We start from the raw sequence: 21,126 nt of genomic DNA, 5'->3' as shown, positions 1-21,126 counted from the left end.
GGGTTCACTCTCTTGCCGCCTTCCTGCAACTCGAAATCCATAGAGTAAGTTATCAGGCCTCTGATTCCTGATCGGGTACCGGAGGTACCACCTCGCCTTCACGCGGCTCATCCGGATTCGGCGCAGGAAGATTCATCAGCTTCGCCAGAATGCTTGCCAGTTTCAGGCGCATTTCCGGACGGCGGACAATCATATCGATAGCGCCTTTTTCAATCAGGAACTCGCTGCGCTGGAATCCCGGCGGCAGTTTCTCACGTACGGTTTGCTCGATAACACGCGGACCCGCAAAACCAATCAGTGCTTTCGGTTCGGCAATATTGAGATCGCCCAGCATTGCGAAGCTTGCGGAAACACCGCCCATCGTTGGGTCGGTCAGTACAGAAATATACGGTAAACCGCGTTCCTGCATTTTCGCCAGCGCGGCAGAGGTTTTTGCCATCTGCATCAGAGACATCAGTGCTTCCTGCATACGCGCCCCGCCAGAAGCGGAGAAGCAGATCAGCGGACAGTTATCTTCCAGCGCCTGTTCGACGGCACGGACAAAACGCGCGCCGACCACAGAGCCCATGGAGCCGCCCATAAACGCGAACTCGAATGCCGCAGCAACGACCGGCATACCATGCAGCGTGCCTTTCATTACCACCAGCGCATCTTTCTCGCCGGTTTCTTTCTGCGCAGAGGCCAGTCTGTCTTTGTACTTTTTGGAGTCACGAAACTTCAGCACATCTTTCGGCTCAAGTTCGCTACCCAGTTCCACAAGAGAACCTTCATCTAACAGGCTATGCAGGCGATTGCGCGCCGACATGCGCATATGATGGTCACACTTCGGACAGACCTCAAGATTACGTTCCAGCTCAGCACGGTATAAAACCTGACCGCAGCTATCACACTTGGTCCACACCCCTTCAGGAATGCTTGCCTTGCGGGTGGGAGTAATGTTGCTTTTAATTCGTTCAATCCAGCTCATTGGTGACCTTTCTGCCTGAACCCTAGTCAGCTTTGTTATAAGGGGCGCATAATGCCATTTTTGCCCCTAACAGACCATGAATGTTGCACATTAAAACATAACAGCCCGAAACTTTGGATAAAAAAGTGGTCGAACCGCTGAGTTACTTTCTATTTTGCAGCCCGTGACGCAGCACGCTTATGGCGAATCACTTCAATTACGCCCGGCAATACGGAAAGGACAATAATCGCCACAATCAGTAATTTCAGGTTTTCCTGAACGATCGGCAGATCGCCGAACAGATAACCTGCATAGGTAAACAGCAAGACCCACAGCAGCGCGCCTGCGACGTTATACATCGCAAAATGACGGTAGGACATGTGCCCCATACCGGCAACAAACGGCGCAAATGTCCGTACGATGGGTACGAAACGCGCAAGAATAATGGTTTTACCACCATGACGCTCATAGAACGCATGGGTTTTATCCAAATAGCTGCGACGGAAAATTTTGGAGTTCGGGTTGCTAAATAGTTTTTCACCGAACAACCGGCCAATCGTGTAGTTCACCGCATCGCCCACGATCGCCGCCACAATCATCAATACCACCATCAGATGAACATTAAGATCGTTAGTTGGCAGCGCAGAAAGCGCACCAGCAACAAACAGCAGCGAGTCTCCCGGCAGGAACGGCGTCACCACCAGCCCGGTTTCACAGAACAGGATCAGAAACAGAATCGCGTATACCCAGATACCGTATTCCGCGACCAGCTCCGCCAGGTGCACATCAATGTGCAGGATAAAATCAATAAGAAAGTAAATCAGGTCCATAGTTTTGCCTTTATACGACTCAAATTAGTCCGCCAGAAATAGCGGGCCCATAGGCGGTTTTGGCAGGTCGAACCGTTCCGGGTAATCTACTGCAACCAGATACAGTCCTTCCGCTTTCGCCGTTGCCGCTGCCAGCGTTCTGTCCTTCGCCGCTAACAGTTCTGCTATCCAGCTCTCCGGCTGGTTGTGGGCACCTACTTCCATCAGGCTGCCGACAATATTCCTGACCATATGATGTACAAAGGCATTCGCTTTAATATCCACCACCACATATGCACCGAAACGTTCGACGTTAATGTGCATCACGTTACGCCACGGTGTGCGCGACTGGCACTGTACCGCACGGAACGAGGTAAAATCATTTTCGCCAATCAGACACTGGGCTGCACGATGCATACGCTCAGCGTCCAGCGGTTCATAATAATGGGTTACCCCTTTACCCAAAACCGCAGGGCGCAACCGATGATTGTAGATGATGTAGCGATAACGGCGAGCCGTAGCGCTAAATCTGGCATGAAAATCATCAGGTACAGCTTTCACCCAGCGCACGGCGATGTCACCAGGTAAATTCGCATTTACCCCCAGTGTCCAGGCCGCATCTTTACGCTGAGCAGTGGTTTCAAAATGCACAACCTGCCCAGTGCCATGAACGCCCGCATCCGTGCGACCTGCACAAAAAACATTAATACGTTCATTCGCCACCTGAGAGAGCGCTTTTTCCAGTTTTTCCTGAACACTACGCACTTCGTTCTGGCGCTGCCAGCCATAATATTTGCTGCCGTCGTACTCAATGCCCAGCGCAATTTTATGGGTTGACGGCTGTTGCAGGTCAGACATTAGTACAGGTACTCCTGCACCAGTTTTTCCGCAATTTTCACCGCCATCAACGCACCGCCAAAGCGTACGTTGTCTGCCACAGACCAAAACTGAACCTGCTCCGGCATGCCGTAATCGTTATGCACGCAACCAATGGAAAGGTGCGGAGTACCTGACGCGTCGCCAACCTGGGTCGGGAAATCGGTCTCTTCCGACAACACCACATCTTCGCCGCGTGAAAACGCATCACGAGCTTCTTCCGCCGCCAATGGACGCAGGGCTTCAAAATTCACCATCTGCGCATGGCCATAAAACACCGGGGACTGCACGATGCTGGCGGAGATCAGCAGACCGTCGTCTTGCATAATTTTGCGCACTTCATCAACGATACGACGCTCTTCCCGCACGCTGCCTTCGCGATCGGGCAGCAGCGGCAGCATATTGAACGCCAGCTGACGACCAAAGAAATCATCTTCGTCAATCGGAATGCCATTAAGCAGTTTCGCGCTTTGTCCGGCCAGCGCGTCTACGGCTTTTTTACCGTGAGCGGAAGCCGAAATAATGTTGGTCACCGTAATCCGTGACAGCCCGCCGTCATCAATCAGCGGCTTCAGCGCAGACAGCAACTGGCTGGTCAGGCTGTCAGGGACCGCAATCACATTCCGGTTGCGATAATCCGCCAGCACGAACGGATTAACGTCCGGAACCACCAGCGGAACGTCCGGCTCGAGCGCAAACAGGCCACTGCTGTCGATAACCAGACAACCTGCATTGGTTGCTTCTTCCACCCATGCGGCAGTGGCTTCAACGCCTGCAACAAAAAATGCCAGTTGCGCCTGCGTCCAGTCAAAGTCGGCAACATCCTGAACAATGACCGATTTACCGTTAAAACGCAGATGCTCACCGGCGCTTTCATTACGCGCCAGCGCATAAATTTCACCGACCGGGAACTGGCGTTCAGCCAGCGTATCGAGCAGGGCTTCGCCTACGGCGCCCGTTGCGCCCAGAATGGCAATATTCCAGCCTTCAGACATGGTGATTTACTCCAGAAATACGTAAGCGTCCCTGTCGCATTATTCGACAGGGAGCATTAAGAAGACATTAATGTGCCGGGTGATGAACGGCGTTAAAACCCAGCTTACACAACAAGGCAGCAGCGGTTGCGTCGTCACACATCACATACAAAGACGACCATTCACGGCGCTCAAGATAATTTTTGCGCAGTTTATCAAATTCACCCGGAATTCCAGCGACTTTACGCAGCGGCGCATCATCGCGGCGCACATCATACACTAAATGCGCCAGCCTTTTCAGCGTTGGCTGATCTAACGGACCATGCAGGGTGATACGACCAAACTCCGGCGCAGGTAACAGGGTATTAAGCGCAATGTGCTGTTCGTGTCCAATAAACTTGCTATAAGCCTCAAAGACCTGCGTGGTGCCTCGCGCTTTTCCTTCCAGGGTATATCCAGCAATGTGCGCGGTGCCGATATCAGCTTTTTCAAGCAATGCCACGTTGAGATCCGGCTCCCCTTCCCAAACATCAAGCACGACACTCAACAACTGCCCGGCATTCAATCGGTTCAGCAATGCCGTATTGTCGATCACCGGCCCACGACAGGCATTGATCAGGATGGTACCCGGCTTCAGTCGGCTAATCAGTGCGTCATCAGCGAGATGCAGCGTTTTGTAGGGTCCGTCTTTGAACAGCGGCGTATGGAAAGTCAGCACATCGGCTTGCTCTACCAGTTCGTCCAGCGAGCGGAAATCGCCCTCGTCACCGCGATCGGCTCGCGGCGGATCGCACAGCAACGTGCGGATCCCCAGCGCTTCCAGGCGCGCCTGCAAACGCCCGCCCACGTTGCCCACCCCCACAATACCCACGGTACGATCGCGTAACGCGAAACCGTCGCGCTCCGCCAGCATCAGCAACGCTGAAAAAACATATTCTACGACCGCTATCGCGTTACAACCGGGCGCGGCGGAAAAACCGATCCCAGACTGCGCAAGCCAGGCGTCATCCACATGATCTGTGCCTGCGGTTGCTGTGCCGACAAATTTAATCGGTTTTCCGCTAAGCAGTGATTCATTTACTTTCGTCACCGAGCGCACCATTAAGGCATCCGCATCATCCAGTTCGGCAACGGGAATCGGACGGCCAGGAACCGCTTTGACCTCCCCCAAACGACTGAACAGTTCGCGGGCATAGGGCATATTTTCATCAACGAGAATTTTCACGTCTTTCGCACCTGTTTGAGAACGAGAGTTAACCGGGCAAGTGTGCCATAATCTCGCCGCCAGGCATACTGCGAGACCTGGTCAGGACAGATTTAAGGAACAGAGATGATGCAGCCCATTTCAGGTACGCCCGCCCGTCCTCCCGGCGAAGGTCAAAATGCCCCTTCCGCTGCGGGTGAACAACCGTTATCCACGCAACAACGTACCGTGCTGGAACGATTAATCACCCGTTTGATTTCGCTCACCCAGCAGCAAAACGCCGAGGTGTGGGCAGGAATGAAGCACGATCTGGGCGTTAAAAGTGACACGCCATTGCAGTCACGCCACTTTCCTGCCGCGGAGCAAAACCTGAACCAGCGACTGGAGGTTGCTCAGCAAAATCATGCCAATCGTCAGGCGCTGTCACAGCTCACGGAATTACTTGGTCAGGGAAATAACCGCCAGGCGGTGAGTGATTTTATCCGTCAGCAGTTTGGGCAAACGGCGCTCAGCCAGCTCACGCCAGAGCAGTTAAAGAACGTGCTCACGCTATTGCAGCAGGGGCAGCTTTCAATACCGCAGCCGCAGCAGCGCCCGGCCACCGACCGACCGCTATTACCCGCAGAGCACAATACGCTGAACCAGTTGGTGACTAAACTGGCGGCGGCTACCGGGGAATCCGGCAAGATGATCTGGCAGTCGATGCTGGAGTTGTCTGGCGTAAAAAGCGGTGAGCTGATCCCCGCCAAACAATTTACGCATCTGGTGACCTGGTTACAGGCGCGCCAGACGCTCAGCCTGCAAAGTGCCCCGACGCTACAAACGCTCCAGGCGGCGCTGAAGCTGCCATTAGAGCCGAATGAGCTGACAGCAATAAAAGAGTACGCGCAGCAGACGTATCAGATCCAACCACAATCGATTCTGACCACGGTGCAGGTGCAGGACTTGCTCAATCAAATCTTCCTGCGCCGCGTGGAACGCGAACGCGAACGCGAGCTCAGCGATCCGCGTTATCCGCAGCCCATTTACAGCCCGTTCGCGCCGATGGTTGAAACAGTTAAATCACTGTCGGCGCGACCGGGACTGCTATTTGTTGCGCTGATGATCGCATTAGCTATTTTCTGGCTGGTCGCTTAACTTTTGCGCAGCGTCAGCAGCGTCACCACAATCCCCACCACGGCAGATATCGCCCCGGCAAGGAATACCGAAGGATAACCGTACGCGGTAGCCAGAACCCCGGCGACCGGGCCGCTTACGCCGTAGGAGATATCCTGAAATGCGGCGTAACCGCCCAGCGCCGTACCGCGAACCTGTGCGGGCACTCGCTTCACCACCTCGACGCCCAATGCCGGGAAAATAAGCGAACATCCGGCCCCGGTTAATGCTGCTCCAAGTAGTGCACCCCAGGCTGTTGGGGCCTGCCACAGCAGAATCAGTCCTGCGGTTTCCACCAGCAAAGAGACAACGGCAACCTTCACGCCGCCGAACCGGTCCGGCATCCAACCAAACAGAATGCGCATCAGCACAAACGCCCCGCCAAACGCGGTCAGGGTAAACCCCGCCATCGTCCAGCCGTTGCTGACAAAATAGAGTGAAATAAATGTACCGATTACCGCAAAGCCCACGCCCTGCAGCGCCAGGCCCAGGCCCGGTTTCCAGATAAGCCCTACCACGCTCCATAACGAAGGGCGTTCTCCTGCATGTGCAGGCACTTTACGCACGGTGCCGTTGAATACCCATGCCAGCAGCGGTAATACCATCGTGGTTCCCGCCAGCGCCGCGAAGCCAAAGTGGCTGTGGATCAACAGGCCCAACGGTGCACCGGCGGCCAGCGCGCCGTAAATCGCCATTCCGTTCCATGACATCACCTTACCGGAGCGTGTTGGGCCGACTAGCCCCAGCCCCCAGGTCAGCGTTCCGGTGAGCAGTTGGCTTTCGCCAAAACCGAGGATCAAACGACCGACGATTAGCAACGCAAATTTTACGGGAACAGAAACGGGCAATAGCGCGGCTAACAGCCACGCCGCACCCGCCAGCCCACAGGCAAACATCCCCTGCAGCGCCGAGCGTTTGGCACCATATTGATCGGCTAACCGCCCGGCGTAGCCGCGTGTTAATACCGTCGCCAGAAACTGTACGCCGACGGCGATGCCGACCATGGTATTGCCATAGCCCAGTTCCTGGTGCACAAACAGAGGAATGACGGGCAAAGGTAAACCGACCGTCATATAGGTCAGGAAAACCGCAAAAGCGATGCGAAACAGCGAAAAGTTCGCCGAAGGTGTTTTTTCTTGTTGGGTTACAGCAGTCATGCGTTACTCCAAAATGCAGAGTAAGGCGAGGAATGTCCACGCCCCCTCTACCTGACTATCAGGATTAAGGTGCGTTGGATAACGTTAAACGCTTACGCATTATCAAGAGGATAATGTTGAAGCTGGAGTCTGCCTGTAAACCAGAGCGGTTGTCAACGATATAAAAAAGGGAGCCATCAGGCTCCCCTTTTGCATAATCTTTCAGTCTTACGCTTTCAGTTTACGCATAACCAGCGTAGCGTTGGTGCCGCCAAAGCCGAAGCTGTTGGACATCACGGTGGTCAGCGCCTGCTCGGTCGGTTTGGTCACGATGTTCAGACCTGCCGCCTGCTCGTCCAGCTCTTCAATGTTGATGCTTGGCGCAATAAAGCCGTGTTCCAGCATCAGCAGAGAGTAGATAGCTTCCTGTACACCAGCCGCGCCCAGTGAGTGACCGGTCATCGCTTTGGTCGCAGAAATTGCCGGGCTGTTGTCGCCAAACACTTCACGAATTGCGCCCAGCTCTTTCACGTCGCCTACCGGAGTAGAGGTACCGTGGGAGTTCAGGTAGTCGATCGGCGTATCTACGCCGTGCATCGCCATCTGCATGCAACGTACTGCGCCTTCGCCAGACGGAGCAACCATGTCTGCGCCATCGGACGTTGCGCCGTAACCGACGATTTCCGCATAGATGTGCGCGCCACGAGCCAGAGCGTGTTCCAGCTCTTCGACCACGACCATACCGCCGCCGCCTGCAATAACGAAACCATCACGGTGTGCGTCATAGGTACGGGAAGCTTTAGATGGGTCGTCGTTATATTTGGTAGACAGCGCGCCCATTGCGTCGAATTCACACGCCATTTCCCAGCACAGCTCTTCGCCGCCGCCAGCAAAAACGATGTCCTGTTTGCCCAGCTGAATTTGTTCTACTGCGTTGCCGATGCAGTGCGCAGATGTCGCACAGGCAGAGCTGATGGAGTAGTTAACACCGTGGATTTTGAACGGTGTAGCGAGGCAGGCAGAAACGCCTGAAGCCATCGCTTTAGTGACCACATACGGGCCAACCGCTTTCAGGCCACGCGGGCTACGCATTGCGTCAGCGCCGAACACCTGGAAACGCGGGGAACCGCCGCCGGAACCTGCAATCAGGCCAACGCGCGGATTGTTCTGGTAATCTTCTGCAGCCAGGCCGGCATCAGCCACTGCCTGCTCCATTGAAAGGAATGCATAGATGGATGCGTCGCTCATGAAGCGCACTACTTTGCGGTCAATGAGGCCAGTGGTATCCAGTTTTACGTTGCCCCAAACGTGGCTACGCATGCCGGAGTCCTTCAGCTCCTGAGAGAAAGTGATCCCTGAACGTCCTTCACGCAGAGATGCCAGGACTTCCTGCTGGTTATTACCGATGCTGGAAACGATGCCCAAGCCAGTAATCACTGCACGTTTCATTCAATACCTCTGTAAGTCGCACTATTTTGAAGTTTCGAGTGGCACAATAGCGTACACTTGTACGCCGAACAAGTCCGATCAGCCATTTTATGTGGAAATTTGCGCAGCCAGGCACTCATCGCTAAGATCGGGACACAGCCTGCCAGACGAGTAACTTACGTGAAACAATACGCTATACAACCTGCCAACCTTGAATTCAACGCTGAGGGTACACCTGTTTCCCGAGATTTTGACGATGTCTATTTTTCTAATGACAACGGGCTGGAAGAGACACGTTACGTCTTTCTCGGCGGTAACCATCTCGCCCAGCGATTCCCTGTGCATTCACGTCCCCTCTTCGTGGTGGCCGAAAGCGGGTTTGGCACCGGACTTAACTTCCTCACGCTCTGGCAGGCATTTGCCGAATTCCGTGATACCCACCCTGACGCTACCCTGGAAAGATTACATTTCATTAGTTTTGAAAAATTTCCGCTGACCCGTGAAGATCTCACCACAGCCCACCAACACTGGCCAGAACTTGCCCCATGGGCCACGGCGCTGCAAGAACAATGGCCGCTGCCGCTGGCGGGGTGTCATCGTCTGCTACTTGATGATGGGCGCGTCACGCTGGATCTGTGGTTTGGCGATATTAACGAATTAACCAGCAAGCTGGATGACTCTCTGAATCAAAAAGTGGACGCCTGGTTTCTGGACGGTTTCGCACCGGCAAAAAATCCGGATATGTGGACGCCGACGCTGTTTAACGCGATGGCCCGACTGGCGCGTCCCGGCGGCACGCTGGCGACTTTCACCTCGGCAGGATTCGTACGTCGCGGGTTACAGGAAGCCGGATTTACGATGCAAAAATGCAAAGGTTTTGGTCGCAAACGTGAAATGCTTTGTGGCGTAATGGAACAAACTCAGGCGCGGCCTTCTTCAGCCCCCTGGTTTGCACGTACGGGAACAGAGAAGCGCGAAGCCGCCATTATTGGCGGAGGAATAGCCAGTGCATTGCTGTCGCTGGCCTTATTGCGTCGCGGTTGGCAGGTCACGCTCTATTGCGCGGACGATAAACCTGCCGGGGGCGCATCCGGTAATCGCCAGGGCGCACTCTATCCGTTACTCAGCAAGCAAGACGCGGCTATTAATCTCTTTTTCCCCACCGCGTTTACCTTCGCCCGTCGACTGTATGACACCCTTCCCGTTGAGTTTGCGCATGACTGGTGCGGCGTAACGCAACTCGCATGGGATGAGAAAAGTCAGCAAAAAATCGCTCAGATGCTGTCCCTTGAACTGCCCGAACCGCTCGCCGTCGGCGTGAACGCGAAGCAGGTGTTGCAAACTACGGGCGTGGAAACCGAATGCGGTGGGATTCAGTATCCAGCCGGAGGATGGCTGTGCCCGGCGCAGTTGACCACCGCCGTACTGGACTACGCTTCAACTCTGGGATTACGCGCCCGTTATCAACACACGTTGACCTCTCTGACACGCCAGACGTCAGGCTGGCAACTACAGTTTTCTAACGGTGAAATCGCCACTCACGCAGCCGTCGTTCTGGCTAACGGTCACCGCATTAACAGCGTTGAGCAGACGCAAGCTCTACCCGTGTACTCCGTAGGCGGTCAGGTGAGTCATATTCCCACCACGCCAGCACTTTCAGCGCTACGCCAGGTGTTGTGCTATGACGGCTACCTCACGCCGCACAACCCGCAAAACCAGCAGCACTGCATTGGCGCCAGCTATCATCGAGGAAGTGAAGAGACAGCCTTTCGCGAGGACGATCAGCAGCAAAACCGTCAACGCTTAGTCGACTGCTTCCCCAACGCTGCGTGGGCAAAAGAGGTAAACGTTAGTGATAATGCCGCCCGCTGTGGGGTGCGCTGCGCCACGCGCGATCACATACCGATGGTCGGCAACGTCGCGGACTATAACGCCACGCTCAGCCAGTACGCCACGCTTGCTGAAGATAAAGAGCATGCCGTAAGCGCACCGGTGTATTCCGATTTATTTATGCTGGGCGCGCTGGGCTCGCGCGGACTGTGTTCTGCGCCGTTGTGTGCGGAAATTCTGGCTTCGCAAATGAGCGATGAACCTATTCCCATGGATGCCAGCACCCTGGCGGCGCTGAATCCTAATCGTCTGTGGGTCAGGAAGTTATTAAAGGGAAAAGCGGTGAAATAAAACTCACTATTGCCTGATGGCGCTACGCTTATCAGGCCTAAAGACTATGCTTCACTCTGCCAGGCCGGATAAGACGCCTGAGCGTCGCCATCCGGCACACGCAACTGCAATTATTGTTTTGTCGCTTTCTGGAACAGAGTGTCCCACATTTCTTTCACTAACGCCTGGTCACGCGGCGAGAGTTCACCTGCACTGATGGCTTTTTCCAGGCTGCTGGTCACATTGGCGTACAATGCCTCAGCGGAATGGTCCTCGCCAGCGCCCAGTTCGGCCACGGCCAGCGTCAGGTGTCCACGCAAATAACCACTGGCAAACAACTCATCATCGCTGGCGTGCTCTACCATATCGTCGATTAATACCAGAATGCGTGATTCAAACTCCGCGATCATCTTCTTTCCTCATTGTAAACGTGGCAGCGGCTTCAGTTTAGCGCTTCGGGCCACGGGAATTGTTCCGCCTTAAGTTCAGGCGTGTGATAATAATTCTGTAACGCGTTGATGAAGCGCGCCGGGCGTTCAGGGATCCCCTTCTCCAGGTACTCCATCACCTGAGCATGAACACGGCGCTGGAATAGGACGCGATCCGGTTCAAAGTCCCCTTCCAGGTTGTCGCAACTGACGTTAAACGGGTAGCCCGCCGCCACGCAAAACAACCAGTCAAACGCCTGCGGCTTCACTTCCACATCTTCAAACTGACATTGCGTCTTCGCGTCGCGTCCGTCAGGGCAGTACCAGTAACCGAAGTCAACCAGCTCACGACGCGCCTTTCCCGCGATGCACCAGTGTGAAATTTCGTGTAACGCACTGGCATAATAACCATGCGCAAAAACGATACGGTGATACGGCAATTCCGCATCTGCAGGAAGATAGATCGGTTCATCGTCGCCTTTAATCAGACGGGTATTAAATTCATCGGCAAAGCAGCCGTTAAAAATCTCAATTAACTGTTCGTAGTGATGGGTATTATTCATTAGTTCATCCCCAGCCAGTGGAGAATCTCCTGTCCATGATTATCATAAAGTAGCTTGGCGCTCATCACGGCGGAGACAATGACGATCATCGGCCGAATGAGTTTTTGTCCTTTGCTGAGCACCAGCCGTGAGCCCATCCGTGCGCCAATAAACTGGCCAATAAGCATCACAAAGCCCGTCGCCCAAATCACTTTGCCGCCCAGGGCAAATAACAGCAGCCCACCGATATTCGAGGTGGCATTTAATACTTTGGCGTGGGCCGTCGATTTCGCAAGGTTGTAGCCGCACAGCATGACAAAGGCCAGCGCGTAGAACGACCCCGCCGCCGGACCAAAAAAGCCATCGTAAAAACCGACACAGCCTCCGGCCACCAGCGCGAAAGGCAAACCATGCAATCGACGCTGTCGGTCCTCTTCCCCCACTTTCGGCATTAACAGAAAATAGAGGCCAATACAGATAACCAGAACCGGCAGGATCTGGCGCAGAATATCTGACTGCACATGCTGAACCAATAGCGCGCCGCTCATTGATCCGACAAACGTCATGAAGATATTGAGTTTCTGATCCGCCAGGTTAACCACACCCCGGCGAATAAAATAAAGGGAAGAAGAGATAGACCCGCCACAGGCCTGCAATTTGTTGGTGGCCAGAGCTTGCGCGGGCGGCATCCCGGCCGCCATCAATGCCGGAATGGTGAGTAAACCACCGCCTCCGGCCAGAGAATCAATAAAACCTGCCAACATCGCCACAAAAAAAAGCACACCTAACAGCAGTGGCGACACCATAAACAGAGAGACAAAATGATCCATTAGAGTACATGCTCGTCCAGTAGCGCCTGGCAGGAAGGCGGCAACGGCGGCGGTGTCTTCTTCTCAGGCTTGGTGGTTCCAGGTTTCGGAGGTTCGAACCAGCTTTGCAGCTCCGCGCCGCAGCCGTCACCCGGTGGCGGTAACGGTTGATCTTCGCACTCAAGACTGTCGGCAGGACAACGTAACCGGACGTGCATATGCGCACGGTGCTGGAACCACGGTCGCACTTTACGCAACCAGTCCCTGTCGGTCCCTGCATCCAGACAAAGTTGCTGCTTAATCGCCGGATTCACGAAAATACGCGTAACTTCATTATCTCTTGCAGCCAGCCTGATCAGGCTGAAAATCTCCGGCTTCCACAGGGACGGCACAACGCGTTTACCATCCTGCGAGACCAGATCTAACGCCTGAGGCCGCAGCAGCTGTGACTGGGTCCAGCGCGTTTTCGGCAGTTGCAGGAAAATATCCACATCCAGTCCCGTCTGGTGGCTGGCGTGACCGCCATTGAATCGCCCACCGGCCGGCATGCCCATATCACCGATTAACACCGTGCCCAGCCCCAGATTATTGGCCTGATTACTCAAACGCTGGATAAACATCACCAGATCCGGATGACCAAAGTAACGGCGCTGATCGGTGCGCATCACCTGATAGTGTTCTGACTGTACAGGCAGCGTATCTGCGCCAACAATACAGCCATTGGAAAACGCGCCGATCGACTGCGCGCTGCCTGCAATCGGATGGGTAATTTTCTGCCATGGCGTTGCCGCCAGACAGGCGGTACTGACAAACAGAGCCAGCGCCGCAAGTGCCGTTTTTTTCATTTTTACCAGCGTGGAATATCGGTCTTCACATCCGCATTTTGCGCCCTCTGACGCAACAAGTGATCCATCAACACGATCGCCAGCATTGCTTCAGCGATCGGCACTGCGCGGATCCCAACACACGGATCGTGACGACCTTTAGTGATCATGTCGACTTCTTCACCAAAGCGATTAATGGTGCGTCCAGGAACGGTAATACTGGACGTCGGTTTCAGTGCCATATGAGCAATGATTTGTTGCCCACTGCTGATCCCGCCCAGAATGCCGCCCGCATGGTTGCTCTGGAAACCCTCTTTGGTGATTTCATCGCGGTTCTGACTGCCGCGCAGTGCAACAACGTCAAATCCGTCGCCAATCTCAACGCCCTTAACGGCGTTAATACTCATCAGCGCATGGGCGATGTCCGCATCCAGACGGTCGAATACAGGTTCGCCAAGACCCGCAGGTACGCCGCTTGCAACAACGGTCACTTTCGCACCGATGGAGTCGCCCTCTTTCTTCAGTCCGCGCATCAGTTCGTCCAGCGCGTCGAGTTTATCCGGGTCCGGACAAAAGAACGGGTTAAGTTCCACCTGAGACCAGTCTTTGATCTCCAGCGGAATATCGCCCATCTGCGTCAGACAGCCGCGAATTTCAACGCCGAATTTTTCTGCCAGATACTTTTTGGCAATCGCTCCGGCCGCCACGCGCATCGCCGTTTCACGTGCGGATGAACGCCCACCGCCACGGTAGTCGCGCAAACCATATTTCTGTTCATAGGTATAGTCGGCATGACCCGGACGGAAAACATCTTTGATCGCGCCGTAATCCTGTGAACGTTGATCGGTATTTTCAATCAGCAAGCCAATGCTGGTGCCGGTGGTAACGCCCTCGAACACGCCGGAGAGGATTTTCACCTGATCCGGCTCACGGCGCTGCGTAGTGTAACGCGAAGTACCTGGACGACGTCTGTCGAGATCGTGCTGCAGGTCAGCTTCTGTCAGAGAAATGCCCGGCGGAACACCATCGACAATACAACCGAGCGCCAGCCCGTGTGATTCGCCGAAGGTGGTTACGCGAAAGAGTTGCCCAATTGTGTTTCCTGCCATCACGGCTCCGTTATGCGTGTTGTGTATGTGCGTGCGCGTGTAATTAGTCTTTATAAATGCTGAAGTGCTCACGAGCAGCAACTAACTGCTCTTTGGTCAGCATGAATACGCCGTCACCGCCGTTGTCGAACTCCAGCCAGGTGAACGGTACATCCGGATATTGCTCTATCAGATGTACCATGCTGTTTCCGACTTCACAAATCAGAATACCGTTATCTGACAGGTAGTCCGGGGCGTTACCCAGAATGCGGCGGGTAAGTTTCAGCCCATCGCTACCGGACGCCAGTCCCAATTCAGGTTCATGGCGGTATTCGTTTGGCAGATCGGACATATCTTCTGCATCGACATACGGTGGATTGGTCACTATCAGGTCATACTGAACCTTCAGCAGATCGCGGAACAGATCGGAACGGATCGGCGTTACGTGATGGATCAGGCCGTGCTCTTCAATATTTTGCTCAGTCACCGCCAGCGCATCAGTGGAAATGTCCACGGCATCGACTTCGGCTTCCGGGAAGGCATAGGCGCAGGCAATGGCAATACAGCCGCTGCCGGTACACATATCGAGGATATGCTGGGGCTGCTCATTAATCAGGCCAGCAAAGCGGTTATTGATAAGCTCGCCGATCGGTGAACGTGGAACCAGCACACGTTCATCAACATAAAATTCATGCCCGCAGAACCAGGCTTTGTTGGTGAGATAAGCCACCGGAATGCGCTCGTTGACGCGGCGAATCACGCGCTCAACAATACGATGGCGCTCGCTGGAGGTCAGACGCGCAGTGCGCATATCTTCTGGAATATCCAGCGGCAAATAAAGCGACGGCAGCACCAGCTGTACGGCCTCGTCCCATGGGTTATCCGTGCCATGGCCATACCAGATATTCGCCGCGCTAAAACGGCTGACCGCCCAACGCAACATGTCCTGAATGGTATGCAGTTCACTCACGGCTTCATCGACGAAAATTTTATCCACGTATTTCTCCAGGGCATGCTCGTATTAATTTCGGCGGCTAGTTTGCCACGAAGGCGGCGATAAATCAGCATTCACGCGGAGCCTGAGCGCGAAAATTGCGTTTTAAGCGATCGGATGCCTGCCGAGTCGGGTTAAACTAAGGGAAAATAAAAGATGAGATGCTCGAATGAAAAAGAAAACATCGCTCAGCGAGGAGGATCAGACGCTGTTTCGCCAGCTGATGACCGGCACGCGTAAAATTAAACAGGACACCATTGTTCACCGGCCTCCACGTAAAAAAATGACCGAGGTTCCGGTTAAAAAGCTGCTGCAGGAGCAGGCGGATGCCAGCCACTATTTCTCAGACGAGTTTCAGCCACTGTTGAATACGGACGGCCCGGTAAGATATCTGCGTGCCGACGTCAGCCATTTCGAACTGAAGAAAATGCGCCGTGGCGATTACTCCCCGGAGCTGTTTCTCGATCTGCACGGGCTGACCCAGCAGCAGGCGAAACAGGAGTTAGGCGCGCTGATTGCCGCCTGCCGTCGTGAGCATGTGTTTTGCGCCTGCGTGATGCACGGCCACGGAAAGCATATTCTTAAGCAGCAAACGCCGCTCTGGCTGGCACAGCATCCGCATGTGATGGCCTTTCATCAGGCGCCAAAAGAGTACGGTGGTGACGCCGCGCTGTTGGTGCTGATTGAAGTGGAAGAGTGGCTGCCGCCCGAACTTCCCTGATGCAGGCAAACAGAAAGAGCCGCGTTTGCGGCTCTTTAATTTTCCGGATAGCGGCTGTGCGCCTTGTCAGAATCCAATCTTTATTAAATTGCTTTTGCCATTTTCAGGTTACACGGGCTCATCTGCCAGTTGAATGTCCCCTTCCCGCTCTCATCAAGCGTAACGCTGGCAATCGCTGATGTGGTAAACATCGGTGGAGTTTCGCCAGGGCACAGCTCAGATACCAGGTATCCCACTAAAGGCAAGTGAGAGATAACCAGCGCCGTGGCGATACCCTCATTGGCCAGAGCCTGTAAATAGGCGCTGACCAGACCGACATCGCCGCACGGAGTCAGCTCCGGCAAAACCTCCACACCGGTTGGAAGGTTCATACATTCCCCCACCACATCCAGCGTTTGTTCGGCTCGTAGGAACGGGCTCACCAGAACACGTTCGATATCCACTTTTTGACCTTTCAGCCAGTTCGCCATCAGGCGAGATTCGTCACAACCACTGGAGGTTAAGGGACGAACCGAATCACTGGCGGCATCGAGGGCCGCGTCGCCGTGACGCATGATAAAAACTTGCATATTGCACCGCTTTTGTTAACCAGAATCACCAATACCTTTATTCACAGCCCCTATTGGCTGTGATAACGATATGGTGGCCGGCATTGTGCCTTATCCATTCACCGAATGAAACGCTGTTTTTTACCTCAACGGCGTAAGTATAGTCAATCTCTGTTTACATTTTGAGCGCGAGCCATACATTCAGTGCGGATTCATCCTACCTTTGACCTCATGAATTCAGGTCAGTTTCCCCAATATTCCAGAATTTTTCACTGTGTGCCGCCATCTGCAATAACTGTTCACACGGCGCAAACCGCGAGCCGTATTGCGTGGTCAGCCGTTGCAGAGTCGCAACCACTTCTCCCGCGCCGAGTGAATCCATATACCGGAACGGGCCGCCGAGGAATGGCGGAAAACCAATACCAAATACAGCGCCGATGTCGCCATCACGTGCGCTACGGACTATCTTCTCGTCGAAACAGCGTGCTGCTTCGTTAAGCATTAACATGACGCACCGCTCTGCAATCTGCACGGCGGTCAGTCGGCCCTGGCTCTGGACGCCAATAAGCGTATAAATTGCAGGGTCGACCTGTTTTTTGCTTTTACGCCCTTTCGCACCATAAAGATAGAAACCTCGACCATTTTTTCTACCTTTGCGATCGTCATTCAAAATTGAAGCAACAACATTTGCAGGCGCGCTAAAGCGTTCTCCATAGGCGGCTTCAAGCACTGGTATAATTTTAGTGCCCGTATCAATTCCGACCTCATCCAAAAGTTGGATTGGCCCGACCGGAAAACCAAACTTAACCAGCGCGGCGTCGATGGTTTCAACCCGCTCACCTTCGGTCAACAGGCGAATCGCTTCGTTAATGTAAGGCGCTAAAATGCGGTTAACATAAAACCCGGCTTTATCTCTGACCACTATCGGCGTTTTACCCTGTTTTTTCGCCAATTTAACGGTGGTTGCAATCGTCTGATCAGACGTTGTGGCATGTGGGATCACCTCGACCAACGGCATTTTTTCCACCGGACTAAAAAAGTGCAAACCAATCACTTGTTCAGGTCTGGCAGCGTTCGCCGCAATATCACCAATTGGTAAAGACGAGGTGTTAGACGCAAAAATGGTGTGAGACGCGCAATTTTGCTCAACTTCCGCCACCATCTGTTGTTTTAACGCCAGATCTTCAAACACGGCTTCAATAACCAGGTCACGATGCGCAAAGCCGCGGTAATCGGTCGATCCCGAAATCAGTGCCAGTTGTTTATCACGCTCGCTGGCTTTGATATGACGGCGACGAACCTTCGTTTCAAGCTGATCCCAGCTGTACTTCAGTGCGTGGTTGATTCCCTTAGCGTTTATATCTTTAATACGTACTGGCAAGCCCCCTTTACAGGCCGTCACATAGGCAATACCGCCCCCCATCAGACCGCCGCCCAAAATGCCAACGCTGTTCAGCGGACCAGGCTTCGCATCGCTTCCCGGATCCTTTTTCACGTCAGTGTTGGCAAAAAAGATGTGCCGCAATGCCTGCGACTGAGATGTCATCGCCAGTTCGCCAAATGCACGAGCTTCTGCGTCATAGCCGCTACTGCTACCTTGCGCCAAACCGGTTTCAATCACCTCAAGGATTCGCTCCGTCGCTGGGTAGTTGCCATGCGTTTTTTGCGCCGTCTTTTTACTGACCATACGGAACAAAAGCGCGCGCCCCAGCGGGCCCGCTAACACACGCTCACGCACTGGCAACGCTCGATGTGCGGGACTGTCTTTTTTGGCCAGTTCTACAGCCGCTTCCAGTAAAATAGTCTGCGGCACAACTTCGTCCACCAGCCCTACTTTCAGCGCCTGTTTAGCGCGTAATTGCTTTCCTGTGAGGATCATATCCAACGCGGTACTGACGCCAATCAGGCGCGGTAACCGCTGCGTACCACCGGAACCGGGTAGCAGACCAAGCTGTACTTCCGGTAACCCCAGAACGGTTTTAGTATCATCGGTACAAATACGGTTGCGGCACGCCAGCGCCATCTCCAGGCCACCGCCAAGGCAGGCTCCGTGAATAGCGGCGATAACCGGGATCGGCAACGCATTAATTTCCGCCATAATCTGCTGTCCCTGACGCGCCAGGGTTTCAGCTTCCTGCGCACTGCGGCAGTTGCCGATCATGTTAATATCCGCCCCGGCGATAAAATTATCCGGTTTCGCCGAAATAAACACCACGCCGCGCAATGCTTTGTTATCACGAATTTGTTTCAGAATAGCCCGCACCTGAGAGGCAAACTCCGCCTTCAGGGTATTCATCTTCTCGCCGGGTACATCAATGGTGACAACAGCAACGTTATCCAGACGTACGTTTAGTGTAAAAGCCGATGTCATTTCCATTATTCCGCCTCCAGAACCATTGCCGCGCCCAGACCACCTGCCGCACAGGCAGTCACTAAACCGAAACCACCGCCACGACGTCGTAACTCATGAAGGGTTTGGGTGATCATGCGCGCCCCGGTGGCGGCAAAGGGGTGTCCATAGGCAATAGAGCCGCCCAACACGTTAAATTTGCTGTCATCGACCTCGCCAGTGGCGTGCGCTCTGCCCAGCACTTCGCGGGCAAAACGTTCGCTGCCCAGCAGTTGAAGATTCGCCAGCGTTTGTGCGGCAAAGGCTTCATGCATATCGATCAGAGTTAAATCGGCCATCGTCAGACCCGCTCTCTCCAGGGCAAGCGGCGTTGACCACGCCGGTCCCAGCAGCATGTCCTGCCAGACATCGATGGCGGTGAAGGCAAAACTACGCAGGTATCCCAGCGGCACCAGCCCCAGTTCTTTCGCGCGTGACTCTGTCATCATAATCACGGCGGCGGCGCCATCCGTTAGTGGGGTGCTGTTCGCCGCAGTAACGGTGCCGTGTTTTCGGTCAAATGCCGGACGCAGTTTGGCGTAATCAGCCAACGTAGAGTTACCACGAATATTGTTATCTTCTGAAAAAGGATCTTTGAAAGGTGGCGCGTAGGTGGTCATCACCTCATCTGTCAGTTTACCTTCAGCCCATGCCTGAGCGGCGCGCTGATGAGAACGGTGCGCGAGGGCATCCTGTTGCTCTCGCGTAATACCATAAGTTTTGGCCATTTGCTCGGCCGTATCCCCCATGCGTAAACCGGTGGAATATTCGGCGACAGCTGGCGGTACGGGCATCAGGTCACGTAAGCGCAGTCGGGAGAAAAGTTTAAGACGCTGACCGGTAGTGCGCGCTTTATTGACATCCACCAGCACCCGCGCCAGCTTTTTACTGACACCAATAGGCAGAACTGACGAGGAGTCCGCACCACCGGCAATTCCTGCGCGAATAGTTCCTGCCATCAGGCTTTCCGCAACATTCGCCACCGCCTGGAAACTTGTAGCACAGGCCCGGCTTACACTGTAGGCATCCGTGTGCACATTCATCCCGGTTCCCAGTACGATTTCACGAGCGATATTCGGCGCTTCAGGCATTTGCACCACCTGACCAAAAACCAGTTGCTCAATCACATCTGCAGGAATTTCGCTACGCGCCAGCAGTTCGCCAACGACCATTTTCCCCAAATCTACGGCGGGAATGCCATGAAACGCAGTTGCCTGGCGGGCAAACGGCGTACGCAATCCGCTTACAATGGCGATGCGATCGCCCTGGCGGGTAACCAGCGGTAAAGCCTGACTCATAACACTCCCCTGTAAAAATAAAAAATAAGTGGTCTGACCTGATCACAGTCTTAACCAATTTTTTACATTTAGCCAAGCAGGGAGAAAAGAAAGTGGGAGCTAAGACACAGTGAATAATCACTGACAGTGACAAAAAAGCCCTTGCTACCGGGTAGCAAGGGCTTTTACAGAAGGGATTAACGCAGGCCCAGCTGGAAGATCAATGTTTCAGCTTCACAGGCAAAAACAAAGTCGATATCCAGACGCACACCTTCTGATTCTTCAGTAAAGGTCGAGGTGATTTGGCAAGGCTCAGATTCCACGCCACGTGCCTTCTCAGTCAGAGCGGCCAGCGTTTCTTCTGCCTCTGCGCGATTCGCGAACACACGGCTGTATGACGCGGTGCAATCGGAGTTGTCCATGATGGTACCAACATCCATACAGCAGCAAACCGGGGTTTCATCAGCACTGCATTTACTCATTGTAGATTTCCTCTGTATTCGCACCTGAGGTGCCAGATAAACGATGGGGATATTTTACGCTCCCATTATTCGCCTCTCCAGTCGTTAATTGTATGAAATGCGATAAGTGACCGAAATCACACTTAAAAATGATCTAAAACAAAAATCACCCAAACAGGTGAGTGCGTATACCCGCAATTTTGCCAGCTGGATCGCGTTTCAGAGATCAGAATTGAAAATATTTATAAACATACTTGCAACATTTCAGCTGGTCAGACCTATACTCTCGGCACTGGTCTGATTTCTAAGTCGTACCTCAGACCCTACACTTCGCGCTCCTGTTACGGTATGTAACAT

At 53.9% G+C, this 21,126-nt stretch carries 20 protein-coding genes; 3 read left to right on the top strand and 17 right to left on the bottom strand.

Annotated elements, in window-relative coordinates:
• Positions 1 to 52 precede the first annotated feature (52 nt).
• From accD to pdxB, 5 genes are all read right to left on the bottom strand, one after another.
• Positions 53 to 967, bottom strand: coding sequence for an acetyl-CoA carboxylase, carboxyltransferase subunit beta (gene accD, locus OGY15_RS07960; protein ID WP_115601722.1), 915 nt, complete (start codon positions 965 to 967; stop codon positions 53 to 55).
• A 149-nt stretch (positions 968 to 1,116) separates the two neighbouring features.
• Positions 1,117 to 1,776: a DedA family protein gene (locus OGY15_RS07955; RefSeq protein WP_103770339.1), complete on the bottom strand. Its 660-nt coding sequence runs from the start codon at positions 1,774 to 1,776 to the stop codon at positions 1,117 to 1,119.
• Positions 1,777 to 1,800: 24 nt separating this feature from the next.
• Positions 1,801 to 2,613: a tRNA pseudouridine(38-40) synthase TruA gene (truA, locus tag OGY15_RS07950; RefSeq protein ID WP_151219941.1), complete on the bottom strand. Its 813-nt coding sequence runs from the start codon at positions 2,611 to 2,613 to the stop codon at positions 1,801 to 1,803.
• Positions 2,613 to 3,626, bottom strand: coding sequence for an aspartate-semialdehyde dehydrogenase (locus OGY15_RS07945; protein WP_187253472.1), 1,014 nt, complete (start codon positions 3,624 to 3,626; stop codon positions 2,613 to 2,615). The genes truA and OGY15_RS07945 overlap by 1 nt, the downstream gene beginning before the upstream one ends.
• Positions 3,627 to 3,693: 67 nt before the next feature.
• A complete protein-coding gene (gene pdxB, locus OGY15_RS07940) occupies positions 3,694 to 4,830 on the bottom strand; it encodes a 4-phosphoerythronate dehydrogenase PdxB (protein ID WP_187258656.1) in 1,137 nt (378 codons plus the stop codon).
• Between the two features lie 108 nt (positions 4,831 to 4,938).
• Between pdxB and flk the strand changes: the two genes are divergently transcribed.
• Entirely contained in the window at positions 4,939 to 5,946 is a 1,008-nt protein-coding gene (gene flk, locus OGY15_RS07935; protein ID WP_286539093.1) for a flagella biosynthesis regulator Flk, read from the top strand.
• Here the strand turns inward: flk and OGY15_RS07930 are convergent.
• Together OGY15_RS07930 and fabB are read right to left on the bottom strand one after the other, a co-directional pair.
• Positions 5,943 to 7,121 (bottom strand): MFS transporter, encoded by a 1,179-nt coding sequence (locus tag OGY15_RS07930; RefSeq protein WP_286538907.1) that lies wholly within the window; start codon positions 7,119 to 7,121, stop codon positions 5,943 to 5,945. The two genes, flk and OGY15_RS07930, sit on opposite strands and share 4 nt — an antisense overlap.
• A 207-nt stretch (positions 7,122 to 7,328) precedes the next feature.
• Complete coding sequence (gene fabB, locus OGY15_RS07925) at positions 7,329 to 8,549, bottom strand: beta-ketoacyl-ACP synthase I (RefSeq protein WP_046670107.1); 1,221 nt, start codon at positions 8,547 to 8,549, stop codon at positions 7,329 to 7,331.
• 159 nt (positions 8,550 to 8,708) lie between these two features.
• Here fabB and mnmC point away from each other — a divergent pair, with 159 nt between their 5' ends.
• The gene (mnmC, locus tag OGY15_RS07920; protein WP_278237772.1) at positions 8,709 to 10,709 is read left to right on the top strand and encodes a bifunctional tRNA (5-methylaminomethyl-2-thiouridine)(34)-methyltransferase MnmC2/FAD-dependent 5-carboxymethylaminomethyl-2-thiouridine(34) oxidoreductase MnmC1; all 2,001 of its coding nucleotides are present in this window, start codon (positions 8,709 to 8,711) and stop codon (positions 10,707 to 10,709) included.
• A 110-nt stretch (positions 10,710 to 10,819) separates the two neighbouring features.
• Here the strand turns inward: mnmC and OGY15_RS07915 are convergent, their stop codons facing one another.
• From OGY15_RS07915 to prmB, 6 genes are read right to left on the bottom strand one after another with little or no spacing between them, the layout of a single operon-like run.
• Positions 10,820 to 11,098, bottom strand: a complete 279-nt coding sequence (locus OGY15_RS07915; RefSeq protein ID WP_252837793.1) for a YfcL family protein — start codon at positions 11,096 to 11,098, stop codon at positions 10,820 to 10,822.
• Between the two features lie 32 nt (positions 11,099 to 11,130).
• A complete protein-coding gene (locus OGY15_RS07910) occupies positions 11,131 to 11,679 on the bottom strand; it encodes an elongation factor P hydroxylase (protein WP_151219947.1) in 549 nt (182 codons plus the stop codon).
• The gene (locus OGY15_RS07905) at positions 11,679 to 12,488 is read right to left on the bottom strand and encodes a sulfite exporter TauE/SafE family protein (protein WP_187253475.1); all 810 of its coding nucleotides are present in this window, start codon (positions 12,486 to 12,488) and stop codon (positions 11,679 to 11,681) included. The genes OGY15_RS07910 and OGY15_RS07905 overlap by 1 nt, the downstream gene beginning before the upstream one ends.
• Positions 12,488 to 13,312, bottom strand: coding sequence for a penicillin-insensitive murein endopeptidase (mepA, locus tag OGY15_RS07900; RefSeq protein WP_151219948.1), 825 nt, complete (start codon positions 13,310 to 13,312; stop codon positions 12,488 to 12,490). Before mepA ends, OGY15_RS07905 begins: the two co-directional genes overlap by 1 nt.
• A gap of 2 nt (positions 13,313 to 13,314) precedes the next feature.
• The gene (gene aroC / locus OGY15_RS07895; RefSeq protein ID WP_043017081.1) at positions 13,315 to 14,400 is read right to left on the bottom strand and encodes a chorismate synthase; all 1,086 of its coding nucleotides are present in this window, start codon (positions 14,398 to 14,400) and stop codon (positions 13,315 to 13,317) included.
• A 43-nt stretch (positions 14,401 to 14,443) separates the two neighbouring features.
• Positions 14,444 to 15,376 carry a 50S ribosomal protein L3 N(5)-glutamine methyltransferase gene (gene prmB, locus OGY15_RS07890; RefSeq protein WP_151219949.1) on the bottom strand — a complete coding sequence of 311 codons (933 nt, stop codon included), beginning with the start codon at positions 15,374 to 15,376 and terminating at the stop codon, positions 14,444 to 14,446.
• A gap of 166 nt (positions 15,377 to 15,542) precedes the next feature.
• Here prmB and smrB point away from each other — a divergent pair, with 166 nt between their 5' ends.
• Positions 15,543 to 16,094 carry an endonuclease SmrB gene (gene smrB / locus OGY15_RS07885; protein WP_151219950.1) on the top strand — a complete coding sequence of 184 codons (552 nt, stop codon included), beginning with the start codon at positions 15,543 to 15,545 and terminating at the stop codon, positions 16,092 to 16,094.
• 83 nt (positions 16,095 to 16,177) lie between these two features.
• Here smrB and sixA read toward each other — a convergent pair whose 3' ends face one another.
• The 4 genes from sixA to OGY15_RS07865 form a co-directional block, all read right to left on the bottom strand.
• Complete coding sequence (sixA, locus tag OGY15_RS07880; protein WP_286538906.1) at positions 16,178 to 16,663, bottom strand: phosphohistidine phosphatase SixA; 486 nt, start codon at positions 16,661 to 16,663, stop codon at positions 16,178 to 16,180.
• Between the two features lie 208 nt (positions 16,664 to 16,871).
• Positions 16,872 to 19,019: a fatty acid oxidation complex subunit alpha FadJ gene (gene fadJ, locus OGY15_RS07875; protein ID WP_286538905.1), complete on the bottom strand. Its 2,148-nt coding sequence runs from the start codon at positions 19,017 to 19,019 to the stop codon at positions 16,872 to 16,874.
• A complete protein-coding gene (fadI, locus tag OGY15_RS07870) occupies positions 19,019 to 20,329 on the bottom strand; it encodes an acetyl-CoA C-acyltransferase FadI (protein WP_151219952.1) in 1,311 nt (436 codons plus the stop codon). The genes fadJ and fadI overlap by 1 nt, the downstream gene beginning before the upstream one ends.
• 176 nt (positions 20,330 to 20,505) lie before the next feature.
• On the bottom strand, positions 20,506 to 20,790 hold the full coding sequence (locus OGY15_RS07865; RefSeq protein WP_003834838.1) for a YfcZ/YiiS family protein: 285 nt from the start codon (positions 20,788 to 20,790) through the stop codon (positions 20,506 to 20,508).
• Between the last annotated feature and the right edge of the window lie 336 nt (positions 20,791 to 21,126).

Source organism: Citrobacter sp. Cu231, assembly GCF_030332265.1.
Lineage (GTDB): Bacteria > Pseudomonadota > Gammaproteobacteria > Enterobacterales > Enterobacteriaceae > Citrobacter > Citrobacter meridianamericanus.
Note: the sequence above shows the minus strand (reverse complement) of the source record. Positions and strands in the feature narration are given on the sequence as shown.

Excerpts from the sequence above, each read along its gene's own strand:
- accD (WP_115601722.1), bottom strand. The coding sequence starts at position 967 with ATGAGCTGGATTGAACGAATTAAAAGCAACATTACTCCCACCCGCAAG.
- OGY15_RS07955 (WP_103770339.1), bottom strand. The coding sequence starts at position 1,776 with ATGGACCTGATTTACTTTCTTATTGATTTTATCCTGCACATTGATGTG.
- truA (WP_151219941.1), bottom strand. The coding sequence starts at position 2,613 with ATGTCTGACCTGCAACAGCCGTCAACCCATAAAATTGCGCTGGGCATT.
- OGY15_RS07945 (WP_187253472.1), bottom strand. The coding sequence starts at position 3,626 with ATGTCTGAAGGCTGGAATATTGCCATTCTGGGCGCAACGGGCGCCGTA.
- flk (WP_286539093.1), top strand. The coding sequence starts at position 4,939 with ATGCAGCCCATTTCAGGTACGCCCGCCCGTCCTCCCGGCGAAGGTCAA.
- OGY15_RS07930 (WP_286538907.1), bottom strand. The coding sequence starts at position 7,121 with ATGACTGCTGTAACCCAACAAGAAAAAACACCTTCGGCGAACTTTTCG.
- fabB (WP_046670107.1), bottom strand. The coding sequence starts at position 8,549 with ATGAAACGTGCAGTGATTACTGGCTTGGGCATCGTTTCCAGCATCGGT.
- OGY15_RS07915 (WP_252837793.1), bottom strand. The coding sequence starts at position 11,098 with ATGATCGCGGAGTTTGAATCACGCATTCTGGTATTAATCGACGATATG.
- OGY15_RS07910 (WP_151219947.1), bottom strand. The coding sequence starts at position 11,679 with ATGAATAATACCCATCACTACGAACAGTTAATTGAGATTTTTAACGGC.
- OGY15_RS07905 (WP_187253475.1), bottom strand. The coding sequence starts at position 12,488 with ATGGATCATTTTGTCTCTCTGTTTATGGTGTCGCCACTGCTGTTAGGT.
- mepA (WP_151219948.1), bottom strand. The coding sequence starts at position 13,312 with ATGAAAAAAACGGCACTTGCGGCGCTGGCTCTGTTTGTCAGTACCGCC.
- aroC (WP_043017081.1), bottom strand. The coding sequence starts at position 14,400 with ATGGCAGGAAACACAATTGGGCAACTCTTTCGCGTAACCACCTTCGGC.
- smrB (WP_151219950.1), top strand. The coding sequence starts at position 15,543 with ATGAAAAAGAAAACATCGCTCAGCGAGGAGGATCAGACGCTGTTTCGC.
- sixA (WP_286538906.1), bottom strand. The coding sequence starts at position 16,663 with ATGCAAGTTTTTATCATGCGTCACGGCGACGCGGCCCTCGATGCCGCC.
- fadJ (WP_286538905.1), bottom strand. The coding sequence starts at position 19,019 with ATGGAAATGACATCGGCTTTTACACTAAACGTACGTCTGGATAACGTT.
- fadI (WP_151219952.1), bottom strand. The coding sequence starts at position 20,329 with ATGAGTCAGGCTTTACCGCTGGTTACCCGCCAGGGCGATCGCATCGCC.
- OGY15_RS07865 (WP_003834838.1), bottom strand. The coding sequence starts at position 20,790 with ATGAGTAAATGCAGTGCTGATGAAACCCCGGTTTGCTGCTGTATGGAT.